The organism is Kitasatospora sp. NBC_00070, from assembly GCF_045041205.1.
Lineage (GTDB): Bacteria > Actinomycetota > Actinomycetes > Streptomycetales > Streptomycetaceae > Kitasatospora.
Genome location: NZ_CP108247.1, coordinates 206,914 through 226,388 on the forward strand (window position 1 = coordinate 206,914; position 19,475 = coordinate 226,388).

General features: G+C 72.9%; 21 protein-coding genes and 2 pseudogenes. 8 read left to right on the top strand and 15 right to left on the bottom strand.

Annotation, left to right across the window (positions count from 1 at the left end):
• Positions 1-247: 247 nt before the first annotated feature.
• Entirely contained in the window at positions 248-520 is a 273-nt protein-coding gene (locus OHV05_RS00970; protein ID WP_405015820.1) for a hypothetical protein, read from the bottom strand.
• A 268-nt stretch (positions 521-788) separates the two neighbouring features.
• Positions 789-1,274 carry an RrF2 family transcriptional regulator gene (locus OHV05_RS00975; RefSeq protein ID WP_405015821.1) on the bottom strand — a complete coding sequence of 162 codons (486 nt, stop codon included), beginning with the start codon at positions 1,272-1,274 and terminating at the stop codon, positions 789-791.
• A 102-nt stretch (positions 1,275-1,376) separates the two neighbouring features.
• Here OHV05_RS00975 and OHV05_RS00980 point away from each other — a divergent pair, with 102 nt between their 5' ends.
• Positions 1,377-2,108: an SDR family oxidoreductase gene (locus tag OHV05_RS00980; RefSeq protein WP_405015822.1), complete on the top strand. Its 732-nt coding sequence runs from the start codon at positions 1,377-1,379 to the stop codon at positions 2,106-2,108.
• 130 nt (positions 2,109-2,238) lie between these two features.
• On the opposite strand, the gene OHV05_RS00985 is transcribed toward OHV05_RS00980, so the two are convergent.
• The 4 genes and pseudogenes from OHV05_RS00985 to OHV05_RS01000 all read right to left on the bottom strand — a co-directional run.
• Positions 2,239-2,847: a hypothetical protein gene (locus OHV05_RS00985; protein WP_405015823.1), complete on the bottom strand. Its 609-nt coding sequence runs from the start codon at positions 2,845-2,847 to the stop codon at positions 2,239-2,241.
• Between the two features lie 237 nt (positions 2,848-3,084).
• Positions 3,085-3,408: a plasmid stabilization protein gene (locus tag OHV05_RS00990; RefSeq protein ID WP_405015824.1), complete on the bottom strand. Its 324-nt coding sequence runs from the start codon at positions 3,406-3,408 to the stop codon at positions 3,085-3,087.
• Positions 3,409-3,436: 28 nt separating this feature from the next.
• Complete coding sequence (locus tag OHV05_RS00995; protein ID WP_405015825.1) at positions 3,437-3,694, bottom strand: DUF6296 family protein; 258 nt, start codon at positions 3,692-3,694, stop codon at positions 3,437-3,439.
• 138 nt (positions 3,695-3,832) lie between these two features.
• Positions 3,833-4,071, bottom strand: a pseudogene (locus OHV05_RS01000) (SDR family oxidoreductase); the annotation flags it as partial.
• Positions 4,072-4,402: 331 nt separating this feature from the next.
• Between OHV05_RS01000 and OHV05_RS01005 the strand changes: the two are divergent.
• The gene (locus OHV05_RS01005; protein WP_405015826.1) at positions 4,403-4,861 is read left to right on the top strand and encodes an SRPBCC family protein; all 459 of its coding nucleotides are present in this window, start codon (positions 4,403-4,405) and stop codon (positions 4,859-4,861) included.
• 82 nt (positions 4,862-4,943) lie between these two features.
• Here OHV05_RS01005 and OHV05_RS01010 read toward each other — a convergent pair whose 3' ends face one another.
• From OHV05_RS01010 to OHV05_RS01035, 6 genes are all read right to left on the bottom strand, one after another.
• Entirely contained in the window at positions 4,944-5,417 is a 474-nt protein-coding gene (locus tag OHV05_RS01010) for an STAS domain-containing protein (RefSeq protein ID WP_405015827.1), read from the bottom strand.
• Positions 5,392-5,757, bottom strand: coding sequence for a helix-turn-helix transcriptional regulator (locus OHV05_RS01015; protein ID WP_405015828.1), 366 nt, complete (start codon positions 5,755-5,757; stop codon positions 5,392-5,394). Before OHV05_RS01015 ends, OHV05_RS01010 begins: the two co-directional genes overlap by 26 nt.
• Before the next feature lie 84 nt (positions 5,758-5,841).
• Positions 5,842-7,056, bottom strand: coding sequence for a phosphodiester glycosidase family protein (locus OHV05_RS01020; protein ID WP_405015829.1), 1,215 nt, complete (start codon positions 7,054-7,056; stop codon positions 5,842-5,844).
• 69 nt (positions 7,057-7,125) lie between these two features.
• A complete protein-coding gene (locus OHV05_RS01025) occupies positions 7,126-7,683 on the bottom strand; it encodes a DUF421 domain-containing protein (RefSeq protein WP_405015830.1) in 558 nt (185 codons plus the stop codon).
• A 132-nt stretch (positions 7,684-7,815) separates the two neighbouring features.
• On the bottom strand, positions 7,816-8,844 hold the full coding sequence (locus OHV05_RS01030) for a 1-acyl-sn-glycerol-3-phosphate acyltransferase (protein WP_405015831.1): 1,029 nt from the start codon (positions 8,842-8,844) through the stop codon (positions 7,816-7,818).
• A 74-nt stretch (positions 8,845-8,918) separates the two neighbouring features.
• Positions 8,919-9,797: a patatin-like phospholipase family protein gene (locus OHV05_RS01035; protein WP_405015832.1), complete on the bottom strand. Its 879-nt coding sequence runs from the start codon at positions 9,795-9,797 to the stop codon at positions 8,919-8,921.
• Between the two features lie 177 nt (positions 9,798-9,974).
• On the opposite strand from OHV05_RS01035, the gene OHV05_RS01040 reads away from it, so the two are divergent.
• Both OHV05_RS01040 and OHV05_RS01045 read left to right on the top strand, forming a co-directional pair.
• A complete protein-coding gene (locus OHV05_RS01040) occupies positions 9,975-10,328 on the top strand; it encodes a VOC family protein (protein ID WP_403046159.1) in 354 nt (117 codons plus the stop codon).
• 212 nt (positions 10,329-10,540) lie between these two features.
• Positions 10,541-11,935 (top strand): ParB/Srx family N-terminal domain-containing protein, encoded by a 1,395-nt coding sequence (locus OHV05_RS01045; RefSeq protein ID WP_405015833.1) that lies wholly within the window; start codon positions 10,541-10,543, stop codon positions 11,933-11,935.
• Positions 11,936-11,999: 64 nt separating this feature from the next.
• On the opposite strand, the gene OHV05_RS01050 is transcribed toward OHV05_RS01045, so the two are convergent.
• A complete protein-coding gene (locus tag OHV05_RS01050) occupies positions 12,000-12,527 on the bottom strand; it encodes a MarR family winged helix-turn-helix transcriptional regulator (RefSeq protein ID WP_405015834.1) in 528 nt (175 codons plus the stop codon).
• Between the two features lie 81 nt (positions 12,528-12,608).
• On the opposite strand from OHV05_RS01050, the gene OHV05_RS01055 reads away from it, so the two are divergent.
• Positions 12,609-14,069: an MFS transporter gene (locus OHV05_RS01055; RefSeq protein ID WP_405015835.1), complete on the top strand. Its 1,461-nt coding sequence runs from the start codon at positions 12,609-12,611 to the stop codon at positions 14,067-14,069.
• A gap of 7 nt (positions 14,070-14,076) precedes the next feature.
• On the opposite strand, the gene OHV05_RS01060 is transcribed toward OHV05_RS01055, so the two are convergent.
• A complete protein-coding gene (locus OHV05_RS01060; protein WP_405015836.1) occupies positions 14,077-15,318 on the bottom strand; it encodes an MFS transporter in 1,242 nt (413 codons plus the stop codon).
• A 70-nt stretch (positions 15,319-15,388) separates the two neighbouring features.
• Between OHV05_RS01060 and OHV05_RS01065 the strand changes: the two are divergent.
• Both OHV05_RS01065 and OHV05_RS01070 read left to right on the top strand, forming a co-directional pair.
• Positions 15,389-16,377: pseudogene (locus tag OHV05_RS01065) on the top strand (GlxA family transcriptional regulator).
• Between the two features lie 113 nt (positions 16,378-16,490).
• A complete protein-coding gene (locus OHV05_RS01070) occupies positions 16,491-17,720 on the top strand; it encodes a hypothetical protein (RefSeq protein WP_405015837.1) in 1,230 nt (409 codons plus the stop codon).
• A gap of 44 nt (positions 17,721-17,764) precedes the next feature.
• Here the strand turns inward: OHV05_RS01070 and OHV05_RS01075 are convergent, their stop codons facing one another.
• Positions 17,765-18,592 (bottom strand): ribonuclease BN, encoded by an 828-nt coding sequence (locus OHV05_RS01075; protein ID WP_405015838.1) that lies wholly within the window; start codon positions 18,590-18,592, stop codon positions 17,765-17,767.
• 164 nt (positions 18,593-18,756) lie between these two features.
• Between OHV05_RS01075 and OHV05_RS01080 the strand changes: the two genes are divergently transcribed.
• Positions 18,757-19,410, top strand: coding sequence for a hypothetical protein (locus OHV05_RS01080; RefSeq protein WP_405015839.1), 654 nt, complete (start codon positions 18,757-18,759; stop codon positions 19,408-19,410).
• Positions 19,411-19,475: the final 65 nt, after the last annotated feature.

A 19,475-nucleotide genomic window follows, 5' to 3' on the forward strand; every position in this document is an offset into this window, starting at 1 on the left:
GCGTTGAGGGGCCGAGTCCGAGCGGCCGGAAAGTTCGTCGAGGTAGGACCACATCGCCCTTGGCAGCTGCCCGGCACGGTTGCTCCACCGCCGAGGAACAGCACTCCGACGACGAGCCCACCATGCCAACAGCGCAGTCGCGCCTGCCCAGGCCGCTCGCCGCAGAACTTGAACGCGTTCAAATGACATGCCATCATAGGGCTTGTGCGCGGCGATCCGACTGCGCGAAGGGGGATGGCACCATGCGTCACAGCCACTTGAAGCCGCAATTGTGATATTTCTTCTGATTTTTGCTGCGGGGTACCTGGCACCCCTCATCACGGCGGGCTGGCTCTCCACTGTGATGAGCCGTCGACTGCCGTGGCACCTGCGGGTGCTGACGATCATCGCCGGCTGCTGTGTCGGCGGGACGCCGTCGATAGTGCTGTTGAATGTCGCAGGACGCGATGCGGCAGGCATTGCCGTACAGGCCAGTATCGCCGTTGTCGTTGGGGGGCTCACAGCGCTGCTGGCTCTTCACCGGGAGCAGCGGCGACGCTTGGCGGGTTGACGCCGGCCAGCTGTCTGTCCGGAATGCAGGGGCTCAGCAGTCCAATTCGCTGCCGGACTTCCGCAGTGCCGACGCGATCTGACTGCACATCAATTCATGCACCACCGAGGGGCCGGCATCGTGTCGGCCCTTTTGCGTTCCCGAACCCAGGAGAGAACACCGGTCACGCCCCGACTCGGCTCCCGGCGGTCTCCTCGTCACCGTCCGGCTGCCGACCGCCACCCCCGAGCGGCACCCGCTAGGAAGCCGGCCCCCCGCTCAGCCAGGCGCCGATCCTCGGCAGCGCCTCGGGCCCGCTCTCGTCCCGCACCGACGCCGCCAGGTCCGCGACGGTGACGGCGGCCAGGGACGCCCGCCACGCCGCGTCGGCCGCTCCCATCGCGCGGGCGATCGGGCACTGCCGCGTGCACTGCTCGGGCGGCGTCCCCAACGGGCCGCGCCGGCGGATCTCGGTGCAGACGAACGCCGGGTCGGCTCCGTCCACAGCCTGCACCACGTCGAGCAGGGTGACCTCCTGGGCGGGCCTGGCGAGGACGTACCCGCCGGTCTTGCCCTGCACCGAGTGCACCAGCCCCGCCCGGGACAGCGCCTGCAGCTGCTTGGCGAGGTAGCTCGGCGACACGTCGTGCAGCGCGGCCAGCCGGGCCGCCGGCACCGGTTCGCCGGCCGTGGTCAGCACCACGCAGCAGTGCAGCGCCCACTCCACGCCACCGGACAGCTTCATCCCGCCTCCATTTGACTCGGACCCAGACTATCCGAGTATCATCTCGGACATAACCTGTCCGAGTTTCCGTCGCGGATGCTCGGCCCACGAAGGAGGCACGTCATGAGGATCACCGTCATCGGCACCGGCCTGATCGGCTCCCAGCTCGCCGCCGAACTGACCGCGCGCGGCCACCGGGTGACCACCGCGTCGCTGTCCTCCGGGGTCGACCTGCTCACGGGGGCGGGTGTCGACAAGGCACTCACCGACGCCGACACCGTCGTCAACGTGACCAACTCCCCCACCTTCGACGCCCGGTCCGTCGACTTCTTCCGCACCACCATGGGCAACCTGCTCGCCGCGGGCGAGCGGGCCGGGGTGCGCCACCAGGTCGTGCTCTCCATCGTCGGCGTCGACCAGGTCACCGAGCTGGACTACTACCGCGCCAAGGTCCTCCAGGAGCAGCTGCTGCGCGGCGGCCCGACGCCGTACTCGATCGTGCGCGCCACCCAGTTCTTCGAGTTCATGGAGCCGACCATGTCCTGGAGCTCGGACGAGACCGCGGTCCGGCTGCCCGCGACCCCGCTCCAGCCGATCGCCAGCGCCGACGTCGTCACGGCGCTCGCCGACGTGGCCACCGCGGCCCCGCTCGACGGGATCCTGGACGTCGCGGGCCCCGACCGGTTCACGCTCGACGAGATCGGCCGCCTGACCCTCGCCGCGCGCGGCGACCGGCGCCCCGTCCTCCTCGACGACCAGGCGGGCCTGTTCGCCGCCGTCCGCGGCGACGCCCTCACCCCCGGCCCCGACGCCCGCCTGGCGTCCACCCACTACCGGGACTGGCTCGACAGCTGACCACCCCCCGCATCGGACCTGCGGGTCCGTCACTCCCCGGTGGCGGCCGGGGACTTCCGGCGACGGCTCGTCGGTCACAGCACGAAGGCCCGGCTCCGCCGTCGGCGGGCCGGGCCTTCGTCACCCGCCGTCAGTGGGCGATGCGGTACTTGGTGGACGGCACACCGCTGGTGAGGCTGCAGTCGAAGGTGCTGGTGGTCGCGGTGTAGGTCCAGCCGGCCGGGGCCCAGCAGGCCCACAGGCCGTTGACCGGGACGCGGTTGCGGTAGGTCGTGGCCGGGACACCGGAGGTGGTGCTGCACGCGGTGGTGTACGTGATCAGGTCGTAGGTCCAGCCGGGCTTCACGCCACAGGCGGTCAGGCCGTCGACCGGGGTCCGCAGCCGGTAACCGGGGGCCTGCGGGCCGGTCTGGGCGCAGGCGCTGCCGAGCGTGACGTTGTCGTACACGAAGCCGTCGACCGGGGTGCACGACAGCACGCCCTCGGCGGGGGTGCGCAGGCGGAAGACGGTGGACGTCCAGCCGGCGCCGCCGCTGCACTGACGAGTCTGCTGGACCTGGTCGTAGGTGTAGCCGGCCGGGACGCTGCAGGCCCAGGTGCCGTCGAGGCCGGCGGCGTGCGCCGAGCCTGCGGGCGCGACGGTGAAGCCGGCGAGGAGCAGTGCGGTCACCGCCGCCAGGGCGAACGTCGTGCGTGCGACGAGACTGCTGATCCGGTGCAGTGGGCTCAGGACGGACATGGGTCTCCCAAAGGACGCGATCGGTGTGGTGGCGACCGCGAGGAATGATCATGCGGTCACATGATCGCCGTTTTTATAGCACGATTCCCACACACTCTGACGGATCGTCAGCAAGCCGGACTCGCACTCCTGTCCGGATCTGACCCCCGCCGTCCACCCCGCCGCCGAGTCACCCCACAGCGGCGCCCACGAACTGACCCACTTTCAGATTGGCCGAAACGCAGCCGCCACGACCGCTCAACGGCCGAGGGCGTGTTCGAGCTGCCTCTTGTTCATCCTCGAACGGCCGTGGATGTTGCGCTGCCTGGCCTCGTTGTACAGCTGGTCATAGGTCAGGCCCTGCGCCCCGGAGTGCGAACGCCTGCCGCCCCGGTGACCGGAGGACACGTCGTGCAACGACGAGCGGCTGGCGGTCTTCGACTCGCCGTGTCGGGCCCGCTCCTTGTTCACCGTCCGGGCCGCGATCTCCTCCGCCCGCTGCTCGCTCTCGCCGCGCTCCAGCGCGCTCGCCTTGATGTGCTCGTACTGACGTTCCCGCTTGGGGCTCGATCCACGGGGCACGACGCCCTCCTCTCCATCGGCGGCCGCCTCAGTGGTGCGGCACGGCCGGTCCGTCGGGAAGCCGCTCCGCCACCATCGGCGTACGCGGTATCTGGTGTCCCCCGCTGGCGAGCATCCGCACCTCGCCACGATCGCTGATCTCGGCGCGGACGATCCCCGACCGGTCCGCGTACACCGGGTGGCCACCCGGCCCGAGCACGCCGATCCGCTCGACGACCACGACGTCCTGGACCCCGTGGGAGCCCGGATCGCCCGGGAACGCAAGGGCGAATCGCTGCACGCCCATGACGCACACCCTCTTCCGTCACCTGCTGGTCGTACCGCCTGGGAGGGCGCCTGCCCGAGCTGCGCGCGGCCAAACAACGCCCCGCGACGACGGTTCGCGCGGCACCTGGGCAGCCGCCCGGAAGCCGGCACGGCCGTCAGGGCAGCGGCTGCCCCCGGTCGCGTTGACCACCTCGCCGGTGACGTAACTCGCCTCCGGCGAGGCCAGGGAGACGTAGAGCGGGGCCATCTCGGCGGGGGCCACCGCGTTGACCCGCACACCGTCCGGGCGAGCTGCCGGGCCAGACCCTTCGTGAAGTTCACCACCGCGCCCTTGGTGGCCGCGTGGTCCAGCAGGTGCGGCGTGGGTTGGTACGCCTGCACCGAGGCGCTGTTGATGGTAGGTGGCCTCGCCGTGGTCGGGCTCCGGGTCCATCTCCCCGCTCGCCCCCGGGTAGGTCTGGCTCTGCTCGGCGAAGGGCGGCTTCGGGTACCGCTCGGCCGGGTGCTGCGGGCTCGGCTGGTCACTGCTGATGGCTTCCTCGGTGCTCACCGGGCCGGCTCGCCTCGCACCTGCCCAGCCGTCCGGAATCCATCCCTCGGACAGCCGGACGGACGGACACCCGCACGGAGCGATGTCCCGGTGCCCCGATTGAGCGCGCGCGGGCGGGGCAGGCGCGGCGACGGGATCGGAGGACCCGGTTGCCGACACCTGCGAGGAGGAGAAACGATGAGCATGGTCAAGGAGTCGATCGACGTCGACGTCCCGCTGCACACCGCCTACAACCAGTGGACGCAGTTCGAGGAGTTCCCGAAGTTCATGGCGGGGGTCCGGGAGGTCAGGCAGCTCGACGACCGGCGCACCCACTGGCGGACCAGCATCGCCGGTGCGGAGCGGGAGTTCGACGCCGAGATCGTGGACCAGCGGCCCGACGAGCGCGTCGCCTGGCGCACCGTCGACGGCGACGTCCGGCAGATGGGCCTGGTGACCTTCCAACCCATCGACGCCGACCGCACCAAGGTCAGCCTGGCGATGAACTTCCAGCCCGAGGGCATCACGGAGCAGGCGGGCGACCTGCTCGGCGTCCTCGACCGCCGGGTGAAGGGCGACCTCGCGCGGTTCAAGGACTTCATCGAGGGACGCGGCCGGGAGACCGGCGGCTGGCGGGGCCGGATCACCCCGGCCTGACCGTCATGCACCGGCGTGGCTCCGGGAGTTCACCCTCCCGGAGCCACGCGCTCCGTCAGCGGGAAGCAGCACGGCGGGGATCTCACTGCTCATCCGCCACCGGTTCCCCCCGCTCCGTCCCCGTCGGGGAGCTCCGGACGGTGAACGTCCCACGGGTGCCCGTCAGTTGCAGCAGTCGCTCGACCTGGGCGCTGGGGGCGTCGAGGACGAAGGTCCGGCCGGTCTCCCGGGCGAGGGTGTGCAGCCTCAGCAGGGTGTTGAGGGCGGCGCAGTCCGCGAAGGTCACCGCCGCCAGGTCGACGGCCAGTTCCGTCTCGGAGGTGTGCAGCGCTGCGGCGAGCGCCCACTCCAGCTGTCGGGCGGAGTCCAGGTCGACGTCACCCGCGACGCGCGCCCGGTACCGTCCGCCGCCGACGGACGTGACCCGCACGTCCAGCTGCGGGCCGCTGTCGTGCACGGGTCCGCCGGACCCGGCGGAGTCGGCGGGGACCCGGAGGTCGGCGGCGTCGGGACGGAAGCGGAACCGGGGATCACGAAATGGGCTGCTGGAGGTCATGGCGGTCACCGGAGAGTGCTGGGGCCGGGGCGGGAGAGTCGCCGGGAAGGTCCGCGAACAGGGCGAGCAGCCCGGCGATCTCGTGGTGACTCTCGGCCGGGTGGCGGAAGTGGGTGCCGCGGGTGACCTGGTAACGGTTACGGCGGCCGTGTCGGGTCCGGGTGAGGTAGCCCGCTCCCTCCAGGTCGGTGACGATGGCCTGCACGGCCCGCTCCGTCAGGCCGCACGCCTGCGCCAGATCCCGCAGGCGCACCTCCTCGTCCTGCGAGACCAGCAGCAGGATCCGCGCGTGGTTCGTCAGGAACGTCCACGCCGTACGGGGCTCGTGTGCGTCGTCCATGCCTTCAAGTATGAACCCTGGTTCCGGTATGGCAAGACCTGCTTCCCATTTCCGGAACGCGAGGACAGCCGGTCCCGACGGGTGTCAGGCGCCGGTGGCGGAGATACCGATCCCGTTCGGCACCGGCCGCTCCTGCCCCTGGTCCAGGCGGTTGCGAACGGCCACCCCGCCCGCACCCCGGGTGACCAGGGTGGCCGATCCGCCCCCGTCCAGGTACGCCGCCTGCTCGCAGCCCAGCGAGCGCAGGACGTCCGCCAGTTCGGCGACGGTCAGCCCGCCGGAGGAACCTCCCCGGCCGTCGGTGGACAGCAGGTGCAGGACCCGGCCGTCCTCCGCGATGCCGACCGCCGCCCGGGGCTCGGCGGTGACGGTGTCCAGGCCGGGCAGCGGCCGGCGGTCCGTCACCAGCGGGTGCGCGCCCAGGGCGAACGCGAACGGCACCGTCGGGCCGGCGTCGAGGTCGTACGCGACGTCGACCGGTGCACCCACCGTCAGCTCACGCAGGCGCCGGGCTCCCGCCTCCCGGCCGAGCAGTACGGTGGTGCCGAGCGGGATCGCCCCGGCCCCCGGCGTGTCCGCGACCGCCACCACCGATCCCTGGCGGATCGTCACCTCCCAGGTGTCCCCGGTGCAGGGATCGGCCCGGCGCTGGTCGCTGCCGCACGCCGCGCGGGCCCGGGAGGCCGCACCCCACTCCGGGGTGAACGCCCCGATGCCGCCGACCGGCAGCGCGTACTGGTTGAGGCCCCCGAGTTCCGCCACTCCGTCCGGTGTCCGGATCGACCCGTGCAGCGTCAGCCGGCCCAGCCGCGCCCTGCCGTCCACACCCACCCCGAAGACGTCCTCCACACTGCCACCGGGCGGCATCGCCCAGCCGAACCGCTGCGCCCTGGGGACCGCGCCCTTCAGCGGCAGCCCGTCCAGCACCGCGGGGCCCGACGGTGCTCCCGTGGCCGGCACCCCGGGGTGCTGGTCCTCGGTCAGGTGGAAGAAGTCGCCGTTGACCGCGGCGACGGCCCCCAGGTCCCGCGCCATCGCCGAGACCGGTCTGCGGGCCGAGACCGCACCGGCGTGCAGCAGGCCCGCCCGCACCCCGGCCCGGTCCAGCCGGGCGGTCACCACGTGCACCCCGGCTGCCCCGTGCGAGGTCGGGAAGGTGAACGCCCGGTACTCCACGCCGGGAACCACCTGCTCGCGGAGCTGTCCTGACGCGGCGTCGGCCCGGGACACGACGGTCGCCGCTCCCACGACGACCGCAACCAGGGTGAGCAGGGTGGTGACACGGGTGGCACGCCTCATGCGGACACTGTGCGGCGCCGGGTCGGAGTCGCCGGACCGCCACGCCGTCCGCCACCGCGATCCGCGGGTTCAGCCGGCCGGCAGCCGGGCCTCGATCCGGGCCAGCAGGGCGCGCAGCGCGGCCACGTCGTCCTTGTCCGCCACCTGGTCGCCGGGCCGGAGTTCGACCAGCAGCGTGCCGCCCGGCTCCAGCACCACCAGGGCCGCCTCCTCGATGCCGTCACCGCCCTGGTGGTGCACGGCGACGTCCAGGTCGGCGGTCCGCAGCCCCTGACGACGGATCATCTGCAAGTCGTACCGGCCGTCCCGGGCCAGCACCGTCGCGGTGCCCTGGAACAGCCGGTTGAACTTCGGCCAGCGGGCGGCCTGCCGGACCAGCACCGAGTCGGCGAACAGCAGCACCACCGCGCCGAACAGTCCGCCGCTGAGCGAGTTGTCGTCACCGATGACCGCGTTCTGCACCACGTTGGAGAGCAGCAGCATGACCACCAGGTCGAAGGTGTTGAGCTGGGCCAGCCCGCGTTTGCCGACCAGGCGCAGCAGCACCAGCAGCGCGAGGTAGACCGCGACCGTACGGATCGCCTTCTCGGCGTAGGGGACACCCGCGTGGAACATGTCCTGCCACATTGGGCCGACCCTAGGCAGCACCGTCCGCCGCCCCCGGCAGGCGCACCGCCGGGTCCACCATCCGGGTACGTGGGCTCGCTGCCCCCTCGCACCGGTGCCTGCCGGTCAGCCGCGCGGACGAGCCCCGCCGGGTCAGCCGCGCTCCGCCCTGGCCGCCCGGATCCAGCCGTCCATCGTCACCCACTGCAGATCCAGCCAGCGGGCGAACTCGTCCTTGCTCCTGGGGACTTCGCTGCGCTCGACGCTCCAGCAGGCGACCCGGAAACGGCCCCGGCCGGACGACGGGTACCCCGCGCCGAGCCGCCAGGGCAGCAGGTCCTCCAGGCCGGTGTGCCCCACGAACAGGATCTGGGCCTCCGGGGCGGCGGTGAGCACCGCACGGGCCCCGCCCGACATCGCCGGGAGCACGCAGCCCCCGGCCACCGCGCCCGCCGGACCGGCGGCGGCCCGGCGCTGTCGGCGGCGGCTGAAGTTCGTGCCCTCCGGGAAGACCACGGCGACGTCGCCGGCGCCGAGCTCCCGTCCGATGCCCATCAGGTGACGCAGCGCCCGGAACCGCCCCGCCGTGTCCCAGCGGATGGGGTACAGGGCGAGCGGACGGATCAGCGCCGCCAGCGCGGGGTCGGCGGTCACCGCGCGCTTGCAGATCGCGTGCGGCACCCGCTCCAGCCGGTTGACCATGAAGTGCAGGGCCAGCTGGGTGTTCAGCACACCGGCATGACGCATCAACAGCACCACCGGCCGGCTCGGGTCCAGCACCGGCTGCTCCACCTGCGGCCGGAGGCCGACCGCGGTCAGCCCCGGCCCGAAGAAGCGGGCGCTCGCCCGGCGCAGGACCGGCAGGTGGGTCTGGTACCGCCCCTGCCCGGCGGGCGGCGGGGTGGCCCGCAGCCGCAGCACCGCCCAGAGCACGGGCAGCTCGAAGACCACCAGGTACACGCCGTACAGCAGGACCAGCCGGGCCACCGCCCGGACCGGCCCGGGCAGCACCGGCAGCAGGAGCCGCAGCAGGACCAGGCCGGGGGCCGCCGACAGCGCGAGGACGACTCCCCCGACCAGCACCGCGATCTCGGCCAGCACACCCGCCGCGCGGCCCGCCGCCTTGCGGGTGCCCGCGTACGGTACGGCCGGGACCAGCGTCGGCGCAGCCTCGTTCGTCATCCGTCCAGCACCCTTTCCGACCGGCCGTACGTCCCCGGCCCGCCCGGGCCGCTTCGAGGTGGAGCAGCCGTCCGTCACGCCCGGACGGTCGAGTGGGTGGCTTCCAGGTAGGCCCGGGCCGAGTCGTAGCCGACCGTGATCCGCCGGCGGATGTCCTGGAGCTCCTGGCGGACCGAGGTCCAGGGGGCGGCCGCCTTGCGCACCACGCCGTCCTCGCCGCTCGGCAGCACGTGGACGGTGACGCCGGGACGGGTGCGGGCGAGTTCGGAGAGCACCTGGTTGCGCCGGCTGGCCTCGAACGCGACCTGGACCAGCTGCCAGGGCATGGTGGGCACCGTGAGCGCGGTGTCGGTCTGCCGCAGCTGCAGGACGTAGACCGTGGTCGCCCCGAGGCTCGTCGCCCGGCCGACCGGCAGGCTGTCCACCAGCCCGCCGTCGAGGTAGTGCCGCCCTTCGATCCGTACCGGCGGCCACAGCCCGGGCACGGTGGTCGAGGCGAGCAGCGCGGGCTGCAGCGGTCCGCGCTCGAAGTACCGGACACAGGCGTCCTCGATCGAGGTCGCCGCGCACTGGAACGGGACCTGCAGGTCCTCGAACCGGGTGCCCGCCCCGAAGTGCCGGGTGATGAGTCCGACCACCGGATCGTTGGTGGTGAGCCCCGCGCGGACGTGCCGGGCGTTGCTCAGGAAGCCCCGCAGGCGCGGTCGCATCACCCGCATGGTGACGAAGTCCTCCCAGAACTCGTCCAGCTGGATGCAGGAGGAGAGCGTCGGGTTCGCCGCGACGATCGCGCCCTGCAGGCTGCCGATCGAGGTCCCGACGATCAGGTCGGGTTTGATCCCGCGCTCGAACAGGGCTCGGAGCATGCCGGCCTGGAACCCGCCCAGGCCGCCGCCACCCCCGAGCACGAACGCGGTGGTGGGCTGCGTCGGGTCCGGGCCCGGGTCGTTCATGGTGCCTCCAGGGATGCGGGCGTCGAAGACCCGCGTCCGCCCATCGTCGGCCGGGCGGGCGGCGCTGTCGCGACGTGGCCGCCGATCGGGCGATCGACCCGTCCCGGGACCACGGGGCCGGACGGTTGACGGACCGTCGGCAGTACACCCGGGGCGCCGTGCTGGCAGGATGGCCGGATGGAACGAGTGCTTGGCATCGGTGGACACTTCCTGCGCGCCGCCGACCCGGTCGCCCTGAGCGCCTGGTACCGCGACTGCCTGGGCCTGGACGCCGACGGGAACGGTCTCTGGCGGCAGGAGGCCGGGCCGACGGTGTTCGCGGCCTTCGAGTCCGACACCGACTACTTCGGCTCCCCCGCTCAGCAGACCATGCTCAACTTCCGGGTCCGCGACCTGGCGGCGATGCTCGCGCAGCTGCGCGCCAAGGGGGCCGACGTCGCGGCGGAGACCCAGGAGATGGCGGGCGTCGGCAGCTTCGGCTGGGTCACCGACCCCGAGGGCAACCGGATCGAACTCTGGCAGCCTGCCTGATGGTGCCTCCGTGGAGGCACCGGCCTGCCGGGACGTCAGCCCCGGCCGGGTCCCGCGGAGTCGGGTCCTGAGGGCGGGTCAGGGCCGCCGGTCCACAGGGTTCATGCCTCCGACATCTGGGGATCACCCTGCGGCCACCGGTTGAGCCGCGGGTGATGGGTGGATGTGCGCCAGCAGCGATTGCTTTCAGCCGCCGATCCGCAGGAGAACCCATGAGCACCGGCCCCGCCCCCGCGCCGTCCCCGCAGCACCGCCGCCCGGGTCGCGGCGTGCTCGCCGCCGCTGCCGCGGGTGCGCTCGCGCTGGGCGGTCTGACCTGCCTGGCCGCCCCTGCGGGCGCCGCCACCGCGCCGACACCGGGTGCGGCGCTGCAGGCCCAGCCCGGTGACCTGCTGGACGTGACGCTCGATCAGCTCCGCCCGACCCAGTCGGCGGTCGGCTACGACGAGGTGTACTACAAGCTCGGCCGCTACACCTCCGCCAAGGACGAGCTGAACGGCAACGTCAACAAGCGTTTCGACGACTGGTGCGAGACCAACGGCCAGGGCGTGGCCGCCACCGTCCAGCCGGGCGCGCGGCTCGCCGACCCGGCCACCTTCACCTGCACCGTCGCGCTGGGCCAGGAGACCGCCGCCGGCCGGGCCGAGATGAAGACCGTCGTGGTGGGCCCGGGCGGCGCGCTCTACCTGACGGACGGTCACCACACCCTGACCTCCTTCCTGGAAGCCCCGGACGGCGGGCCCGGCCTGCACATCCGCCTGATCGTCCAGGCCAACTACGGCAAGCTCTCGCAGGCCGCCTTCTGGCAGGCCATGCAGGAGCACCACTGGGTCCGCCTGCTCGACGAGAAGAACCAGCCGGTCACCGTCGAGCAGCTGCCGCCGCACCTGGGCCTGGCGTACTTCCACGACGACCCGTACCGCAGCCTGGTCTACTTCACCCGCGACATCGGCTACACGGTGCCCTCCGACGCCGCCGAGTACCTCGAGTTCACCTGGGGCGACTGGCTGCGCGGCCAGGGCATCGGCCTGCCCGGCTCGTACGACACCACCGACTCCGCCTCCTACCTGGCGGCCGTCCGCACCGCCTCGCAGGCGATGTCCGCCCTCCCGGGGGACACCGTGGTCACCGCCGACGGCCGGACCGCCGCCGAGCTCGGACGTCTCAACCCCTGGAACGCCGGCAAGAAGCCGACCGGCGGCGAGTTCGGCAAGCTCAGCGCCCCGATCACCGAGGCCAAGCCCGGCAAGCTGGCGTACGCCCTGGACTTCCGCGCGAAGGTCCCCACCGGCCCGGCCTGCACCACCACCGTCACCGGCCGCCGCACCGGCCCGCTGGTGGTCTCGAACGGCACCACCTGCCTGACCAACGCCCGGCAGACCGGCCCGATCGTGGTCCGCGCCGGGGCGAGCCTGGTCGTCAAGGGCTCCTCGGTCACCGGGCCCGTCCAGGCGGTCGGCGCGGCCACCGTCCAGCTCTGCGGCACCGTCCTCACCGGCCCGATGAGCATCGTGAACACCCGCGACCACCTCACCCTCACCGGCCCCGGCTGCACGCCGAACACCCTGAACGGCCCGCTCCAGCTGGTCGGCAACCCGACCTCCTGAATCCGCACCACCTGATGGCCGCCCCTTCGGAAGGGGGCGGCCATCGGCCGTTCCCGACCGGCGATCAGCCCGTGCCGCCCCGGGGGCCGGGGGCCTGGCGGCCGCCCGTCCGCGAGGGGCCGGCGGCGGGTGTCCCGCGCAGCTTCTCGACGTGCTGCTGCTGGATGTCGCGGGTGAACGTGAGGAAGTCGGTGACCAGCTCCAGCTGTTCGGGGGTGTAGCGGTCGCCCACCTGCCGGGTCGCGTCGTCGACGAACGGCCCGATCAGGCCGTAGCAGCGCCGGGCGGCCTCCGGCGTGATCCGGACCAGGGTCCTGCGCCGGTCCGTGGGGTGTGGGGTGCGGGTGAGGTAGGCCAGCTTCTCCAGCCGGTCGAGCATGGTGGTGACGCTCCCGGTGGTCAGGCCCAGCAGGCGGCTCAGCTCGCGGGGGGCGGTCTCCTCGACCGTGAGGAGGATCTCCAGGCAGCGCAGATCGGTCTCGTTGACGCCCAGCAGGCGGGCCAGCTCGCGGTCGAAGTCGTCGACCGCCCCCTGGTAGCTCTGCACCGCCGCCCCGAGCCGCGCGGTGACCGGATCCATTCCGCTTGACATTCGAGATATCTCCCCGCATCGTGTTCATTACCTTGATAACCAAGATACATGAGCATCAAGACGAATGAGGGAGTCGACACCATGTCGTCCAGCACGACCGACACCGAGGGCACCGCCCTCACCGCCGACCCGGCGGCGCCCTACCCGAAGCGTTGGGCCGCCGCGCTCGTGATGATCCTCGCGGTGCTCCTGGACATGATCGACGGATCGATCGTGAACACCGCGCTGCCGTCCATCGGCACGGGCCTCGGCGCCGGCCCGGCCGAGCTGCAGTGGACGGTGTCGGCCTACATGCTGGGCTTCGCCGCCACCCTGATCGTCGCCGGCCACCTCGGGGACCGGTACGGCCGCAAGAACCTGTTCCTGACCGGTGTCGGCGCGTTCGCGCTGGCCAGTCTGGCCAGCGCGGTCGCCGGCAGCGCCGGGATGCTGATCGCCTCGCGCGGTGTCCAGGGCGTGGCCGCCGCCGTCATCATGCCCCAGGTCCTCGCCTCGTTCCGGACCATGTTCGACGGCGAGGAGCGCGGCCGGGCCTTCGCCCTGTACGGGGCGATTGCCGGGCTCTCCACCGCCGTCGGCGTGCTGCTCGGCGGCGTGCTGACGGACTGGGACCTGTTCGGCTGGGGCTGGCGCACCATCTTCGCCATCAACCTTCCGCTGGCCGTCCTGGTCCTGGCGCTGGGCGCGAAGTGGATCCCCGACTCCAGGGACCGCCGGTTCAGCGGCCGGATCGACCTGCCGGGCAACCTGGTGCTGGCCGCGGGCCTGGTGGCGATCGTGCTGCCACTGGTGCAGGGCCGCTCCAACGGCTGGCCGCTGTGGGGCTGGCTCTGCCTGGCCGCCGGAATCCTCGCGATCGCCGCCCTGACCGGGTGGGAGAAGAGGCGCGGCGTCGAGCACCCCCTGCTGCCCACCGGCCTGTTCCGGAAGCCCGCCTTCAGCGCCGGGCTGCTCATCCAACTCCTGTTCTACGGCGGCATGTCCGGCTTCATGCTGGTCCTCACCGTCTGGCTGCAGACCGGCCAGGGCTACACCCCGACCGAGGCCGGTCTGCTGATGGTGGCCTTCAGCGCGGGCTCCGTCCTCGCCGCCCCCGCCGTCGACCCGCTGGCCGCCAGGCTGGGCCACACCGTCCTGATCGCCGGCGCCCTGGTGATGGCCGGCGGACTGTTCTGGGTCAGCCGGGCCGCCGAGGACGCGGCCGCCGTCCACACCGGCGCCTGGCCACTGGTGCCCGGACTGTTCCTGGCGGGTGTCGGCCTGATCCTGCTGGTCATCCCGCTGGTCAACACCATCCTGGGCACCGTGCCCGGCCCGCTGGCCGGCGGCGCCGCCGGAATCCTGTCCACCGCCCAGCAGTTCGGCGGAGCGCTGGGGGTCGCCGTGATCGGCAACGTCTTCTTCTCGCACGCCGACCAGGGCCTCACCGGCGCCCTCACCCAGGCCGGCCCCTGGGCCGTCGGTGCCTACCTGCTGTGCGCGGTGCTCTGCCTGGCCCTGCCCCGCAAGGCCGTCGGCCACCAGGCCGAACCGGACGCCTGAACCCCCGTCAGCCCCGCAGCGTACGGATCGCCGGGACGGCCAGCAGCACCGCACACCCCACCACGCAGGCGGCCGCCGACACCAGCAACAGCCGCTCCGGGGAGGCGAGTCCGGTGGCCGGCCCGGCCAGGATCTGGCCCAGCGCGATCCCGGACACCGAACCGGCCAGCTCGTACGCGGTGACCCGGTTGAGCACTGCGGGCGGCGTGTGCGTCTGCACGCTGGTCGCCCACATCACCGACCAGAACGCCAGGCCGCCGCCGCCCAGCGCGTGGCCCGCCAGCAGCCAGGGCAGGTCGGAGCCCAGTGCCACGGCGAGCGGCAGCGCGGCGTAGAGCACCAGCGCCACCGCCCCGGCGGCCAGCGGCCGGGGCGGGCGCAGCCGGACCGCCAGCAGGCCGCCGAGCACCGTGCCGACGCCGAGGCAGGAGACCGCCAGGCCGTAGGCGTTCGGGCCGAGCCGGGCGTTGACCACCGCCGAGCCGAGCGGGACCAGCGGGCCGAAGACCAGCACTCCGAAGGCCAGCCAGGTCACGATCACCGCCCACATCCAGGTCCGCGCCCGGAACTCCTGCCAGCCCTGGCGCAGCTCACGGAGCAGCGAACTCCCGTTACGCGCAGCCGGGTTGGCCTCCACGGTGGGGGCCGGCCGGATCAGCCCCAGGCACAGGGCGCTGAGCGCGAAGGTGCCGGCGTCGATCGCGTACACCGTCACCGCGCCGGTCCAGGTGACCAGCACCCCGGCCAGGGCGGGGCCGAGCAGGTGGGCGAGTGCGTCGGCCACCTTCAGCGTCCCGTTGGCCCGCTGCGGCTCGCTCGCGACCAGCGGGACCATCCCGTTCACCCCGGGCAGGAACATCGCGACGGCCGCACCGGCCAGCGCCGCCATCGTCACCAGCAGCCAGAACGGCGGCGGCCCGACGAAGAACGCGACCGCCAGCACCCCTTGGGTGAGCACCCGGGCGAGGTCGGCGCCGACCATCATCCGCCGCGCGCCGAACCGGTCGGCGAACACCCCGCCGAACAGCACCAGCAGCACGAACGTCCCGGTCCAGGTGCCGAGTACGAAGCCGACGCCGGAGATCCCGTACAGCGTGCCGACCGCGAGCGCGGCGGCCACCGGCAGCATCGCGTCGCCGACCAGCGAGACCGTGCGGGCGGTGAAGTAGAGCGTGAAGCGCCGGTCCCACAACGGGGGCCGGGCGGGCGGTGGTTGGGTAGGGGTGTGCGGCTGCGCGGTGATGGTCACGCGTCGATCCTGGTGCGCGGCAGGCGGCCACCCCAGTGTCCGGAACGACATGATGGGGTACTTTCCCGCCATGACACCTCCGCATCTGGCCCCGTCCCCGCCGCCGCACCGGGTGGTGGCCCTGCTGCAGCCCCCGCAGTCGACCTTCCCGCTGGCCTGTGCGACCGAGGTGTTCGCCGACCACGGCCAGGCGGTCCCCGCCCGCTACAGCTTCGAGGTCTGCACCGAACACCCGGGCCCGGTCCGCACCCTGGCCGGCTACGAGCTGCTGGTCACGGCGGGCCTGGACGCGCTGGAGCGCGCGGACACCGTGCTGATCCCCGGCTGGCAGCAGCCGGCCGGCACCGAGGTGCCCCCGGCGTGGTCGCGGCGGTGCTCCGCGCGCACGGGCGTGGCGCACGGATCGTCAGCCTCTGCTCGGGCTCCTTCGTGCTCGCCTCCGCCGGGCTGCTGGACGGCCGCCGGGCCGCCACCCACTGGGCCCAGGCCGCCGAGCTGGCCGCCCGCTTCCCCCGGGTCCTGGTCGACCCGGCGGTGATCTACCTGGACCACGGCGACGTCGCCACCAGCGCCGGTTCGGCGGCCGGCGTGGACCTCTGCCTGCACCTGGTGCGCACCGACCACGGCGCCGCGTACGCGATGCGGATCGCCCGGCAGCTGGTGATGCCACCGCACCGCGAGGGCTGCCAGCTGCAGTACGCCGAACTGCCCACCACCGGCCCGGTCGCCGACTCACTGGCCCCGCTGCTCGACTGGCTGGCCGGCCGACTGCACCAGCCGGTCAGCGTCGCCGAGATGGCGGCCCACTCCCAGGTCTCGGCCCGCACCCTGACCCGGCGCTTCACCGAGCAGCTGGGCATCAGCCCCGGCCGCTGGCTGATGGACCGTCGGATCGCCGCCACCCGGGCCCTGCTGGAGGAGACCGACCTCCCGGTGGAGACCATCGCCCACCGGGTCGGCCTCTCCTCGGCCGTCAACCTGCGCCGACGCTTCCACGAGGCGCTGCGCACCACGCCCGCCGCCTACCGGCGCGCCTTCCGCGCCAACCAGGCCGCGTAGGCCCTGGAGCGAGCGGAGCGACGCCGCGCCCCCGATCGGTCCAATCAGCTGATGAACAGTCCGGTCAGTGGTCCCGTAAAGGAGTCCGTATACGCACCAGCCGGGAGGCAAAGTTGTCCCACCGTCACCTCCGCCGCTCCTCGCCCCGCACGCTCGCCCTCGCGGTGGCCGTCACCGCCGCGGCCTGCACGCTCGCCGCGCCCGCCGCCCAGTCCCGGGCCGCCGACGACGTCCAGGCGTCCTCGATCACCCTCGCCGAGAACCGGCTGCCGTTCGAAACCCGTTTCGAGGGGAACTTCCACGGTTCCGTCACCCACATCAGCAACTCCCTGATGACCTGTGACGAGACCAAACCCCCCGTCGACCCCGCCCAGCCTCCGTGCGAGCAGGCCCGCACCGGCGCCGGCAGCCGGCCGATCAACAACAACTACGAGATGAAGTACGTCAACATCGACCCCGGCAGCATCGGCCCGTTCGGCGACGCCGTCTACTCGGCAAGCTCGGCCGACCTCGCCCTCCCCGAAGGCTCCGCGGTCAGGTACGCCCGCCTCTACTGGGGCGGCACCCGCGGCATCGACGGCGTGGTCCTGCCCGAGAGCCAGATCGACGAGATCTACCTCAAGCTCCCGGGCGACGCCCAGTACACCAACATCCCGAACGACCAGCCCTCCATCGGCTACATCACCACCGACGACGAGAGCAGCTACCAGGCCTCCGCCGACGTCACCGAACTCGTCCGGCAGCACGGCCCCGGCACCTACACCGGCGCCAACATGGACTCCGTCGTCAAGCCGCACAGCTGGGGCGGCTGGACCCTCGTCGTCGCCTACGAGGACCCCTGCGAGCCGCTGCGCCACGTCCACGTCTGGGACGGCTTCCAGCCCGAGCTCCCCAACTCCCCCGCCCTGAGCGGCACCCTGACCGGCATCAAGGCCCCCGCCACCGGCCCGGTCTCCGGCCACCTCGGCTGGGTGGTCTACGACGGCGACCACAAGTGGAACGGCGACACCATGTCCCTGAAGTCCACCAACGGCCCGCTCACCCCGTTCAGTGACGCCAACCACCCCGCCGACGACGCCTTCAACTCCACCGTCGACATCCCCGGCGCCGGCATCACCGCCGCCCGCAACCCCGCTCCCCGGAACAACTTCGGCCACGACGCCACCCGCTGGGACGTCTCGCCCTACCTCCGCAACGGCGACACCGACGTCACCATCACGGTCGACACCGACGGCGACGGCTACAACCTCGGCGTGTTCTACGCCGACATCAACCTCGACACCACCCAGTTCGCCCCCACCACCACCCCGCAGACCAAGTCGGCCTGGAGCACCGGGAAGTAGCCCTCCCACCCCGGGGGCAGGGCCGAGCACCGGCGCTGCCCCCGTCACCCTGCCGCATCCGGCCCGCGCGGCTCCCGGCCGCGCCGGTGCCCAGACAGGTGCGCGTGGTGCAGTGCTTCACCCGCCAGGGCGCCCGCGTAGACGCAGTACCCGACCCCGATCAGCCAGGACTGCACCACGAAGACGGTGCCGATCACGCCGTAGGTGATCGCGTTGGACGCGATCAGCGGCGCGAAGACCAGCCGGGAGAACACCCGCAGGCCCGCCAGCGCCGCGACCGTGGCGACCGCGCCGGGCAGCAGGGTGCGCCAGCCGACCCGGGAGCCGAGCAGCAGGTGCTGCAACCACCAGAACAGCAGCACCCCGCCGACCAGGGTGGCCGTGGCCCGGAGCGCGGGCTGCGCGGCGGTGTCGTGCCAGGGCACCCCGCTCCAGGCGGCGACCAGGATGTACCCGATCAGGCCGGCCAGCGCGATCACCTGCCGCCACGCGGCGTGCCAGGCGGCGGACTCCAGCCGCCAGATCCGCTCGTAGGCGTTCTGGACGGCGGTCATCAGCGAGATCCCGAAGACCGAGAGGCCCGCCAGTCCGAGCGCGGTGGTGGTGCTCAGCACGTCGCGCCGGGACGAGAACAGCTCGTCCACCGCCTGCGCCGAAGTCCCCGACAGCCCAAGCCCGTCGATGATCCAGTCGGCGATCCCGATGCCCCGGGTCGGCGAGGCGGCCGCGATCACGATGAGCAGCGGCACCAGGGTGACGAAACACAGCCCGGCGAAGGCCACCGCCCGGTGCAGCAGCTCGATCTCCCGGCCGCGCTGCCACACCGCCTTGGCGAGGTGCTCGACGTACGGCCCGATCGATGCCGGTCTCACGCTCTCACCCGGCCTGCCGTCCGCGCGGTGCCGAACGCACCTCGCACCGGCCCCGACCGCCGACCGCAGGACCGCTCACCCGAACGGGCATCAGCTGACTCTTGGCAACGCACCGGTGACACGATGCCACATCGGCCGCGCGATCCGGCGGCGACAGCGCCCGGGTGCCCCGGTCCCCGGTGCCGCCGCCCGGCACCCTGTACGTCAACTACGCGACCGGCACCGACGACCTGACCGGCGTCTGGCGGCTCCGCCCCGGCGGCTCACCCGAACGGATCGCCACCCTCCCGGCGAACGGCCTGCCCAACGGCCTGACCCTCGATCAGCACCACGACGCCCTCTACGTCGCCGACTCGGTGCTCGGCACCGTCTGGCGCGTCTCGCTCCAGGACGGCACCCGTACCGCCTGGGCCTCCGGCACCGAACTCGGGCCGACCGCCTTCCTCGGCGCCAACGGCATCCGCGAGCACGACGGCGCCGTCTGGGTCTCCAACACCGACCGGGGCACCGTCCTGCGCATCCCGATCTGCCCCGACGGTACCGCCGGCCCGATCGAGACCCGCCTGACCGGCATCGACGGCATCGACGACTTCGCCTTCACCGGCCACGGCGACACCCTGCTCGCCGCCCGCAACGCCGCCGACGAGGTCGTCCACGCCACCCCCGGCGCCGGCGCCCCGACCGTGGTGCTCACCCACCAGGACGGCCTCTCCAGCCCGACCTCCGTGGCGGTCTGCGGCAGCACCGCCTACGTCACCAGCGCCGCCTTCGCCACCCTCCAGGACCCGAACCTCCTGCTGGCCCGGATCGACACCTGACCCATCCCCGGACCGACTGTCGGCGGCCGCACCCGGCCGAGCTGTTCGCCGACGCGGCCTCGATC

What these genes read in the sequence shown, in the direction of transcription:
- OHV05_RS00975 (WP_405015821.1), bottom strand. Translation starts at nt 1,274, where the DNA reads ATGAAGCTGTCCGGTGGCGTGGAGTGGGCGCTGCACTGCTGCGTGGTG.
- OHV05_RS00980 (WP_405015822.1), top strand. Translation starts at nt 1,377, where the DNA reads ATGAGGATCACCGTCATCGGCACCGGCCTGATCGGCTCCCAGCTCGCC.
- OHV05_RS00985 (WP_405015823.1), bottom strand. Translation starts at nt 2,847, where the DNA reads ATGTCCGTCCTGAGCCCACTGCACCGGATCAGCAGTCTCGTCGCACGC.
- OHV05_RS00995 (WP_405015825.1), bottom strand. Translation starts at nt 3,694, where the DNA reads ATGGGCGTGCAGCGATTCGCCCTTGCGTTCCCGGGCGATCCGGGCTCC.
- OHV05_RS01005 (WP_405015826.1), top strand. Translation starts at nt 4,403, where the DNA reads ATGAGCATGGTCAAGGAGTCGATCGACGTCGACGTCCCGCTGCACACC.
- OHV05_RS01010 (WP_405015827.1), bottom strand. Translation starts at nt 5,417, where the DNA reads ATGACCTCCAGCAGCCCATTTCGTGATCCCCGGTTCCGCTTCCGTCCC.
- OHV05_RS01015 (WP_405015828.1), bottom strand. Translation starts at nt 5,757, where the DNA reads ATGGACGACGCACACGAGCCCCGTACGGCGTGGACGTTCCTGACGAAC.
- OHV05_RS01020 (WP_405015829.1), bottom strand. Translation starts at nt 7,056, where the DNA reads ATGAGGCGTGCCACCCGTGTCACCACCCTGCTCACCCTGGTTGCGGTC.
- OHV05_RS01025 (WP_405015830.1), bottom strand. Translation starts at nt 7,683, where the DNA reads ATGTGGCAGGACATGTTCCACGCGGGTGTCCCCTACGCCGAGAAGGCG.
- OHV05_RS01030 (WP_405015831.1), bottom strand. Translation starts at nt 8,844, where the DNA reads ATGACGAACGAGGCTGCGCCGACGCTGGTCCCGGCCGTACCGTACGCG.
- OHV05_RS01035 (WP_405015832.1), bottom strand. Translation starts at nt 9,797, where the DNA reads ATGAACGACCCGGGCCCGGACCCGACGCAGCCCACCACCGCGTTCGTG.
- OHV05_RS01040 (WP_403046159.1), top strand. Translation starts at nt 9,975, where the DNA reads ATGGAACGAGTGCTTGGCATCGGTGGACACTTCCTGCGCGCCGCCGAC.
- OHV05_RS01045 (WP_405015833.1), top strand. Translation starts at nt 10,541, where the DNA reads ATGAGCACCGGCCCCGCCCCCGCGCCGTCCCCGCAGCACCGCCGCCCG.
- OHV05_RS01050 (WP_405015834.1), bottom strand. Translation starts at nt 12,527, where the DNA reads ATGTCAAGCGGAATGGATCCGGTCACCGCGCGGCTCGGGGCGGCGGTG.
- OHV05_RS01055 (WP_405015835.1), top strand. Translation starts at nt 12,609, where the DNA reads ATGTCGTCCAGCACGACCGACACCGAGGGCACCGCCCTCACCGCCGAC.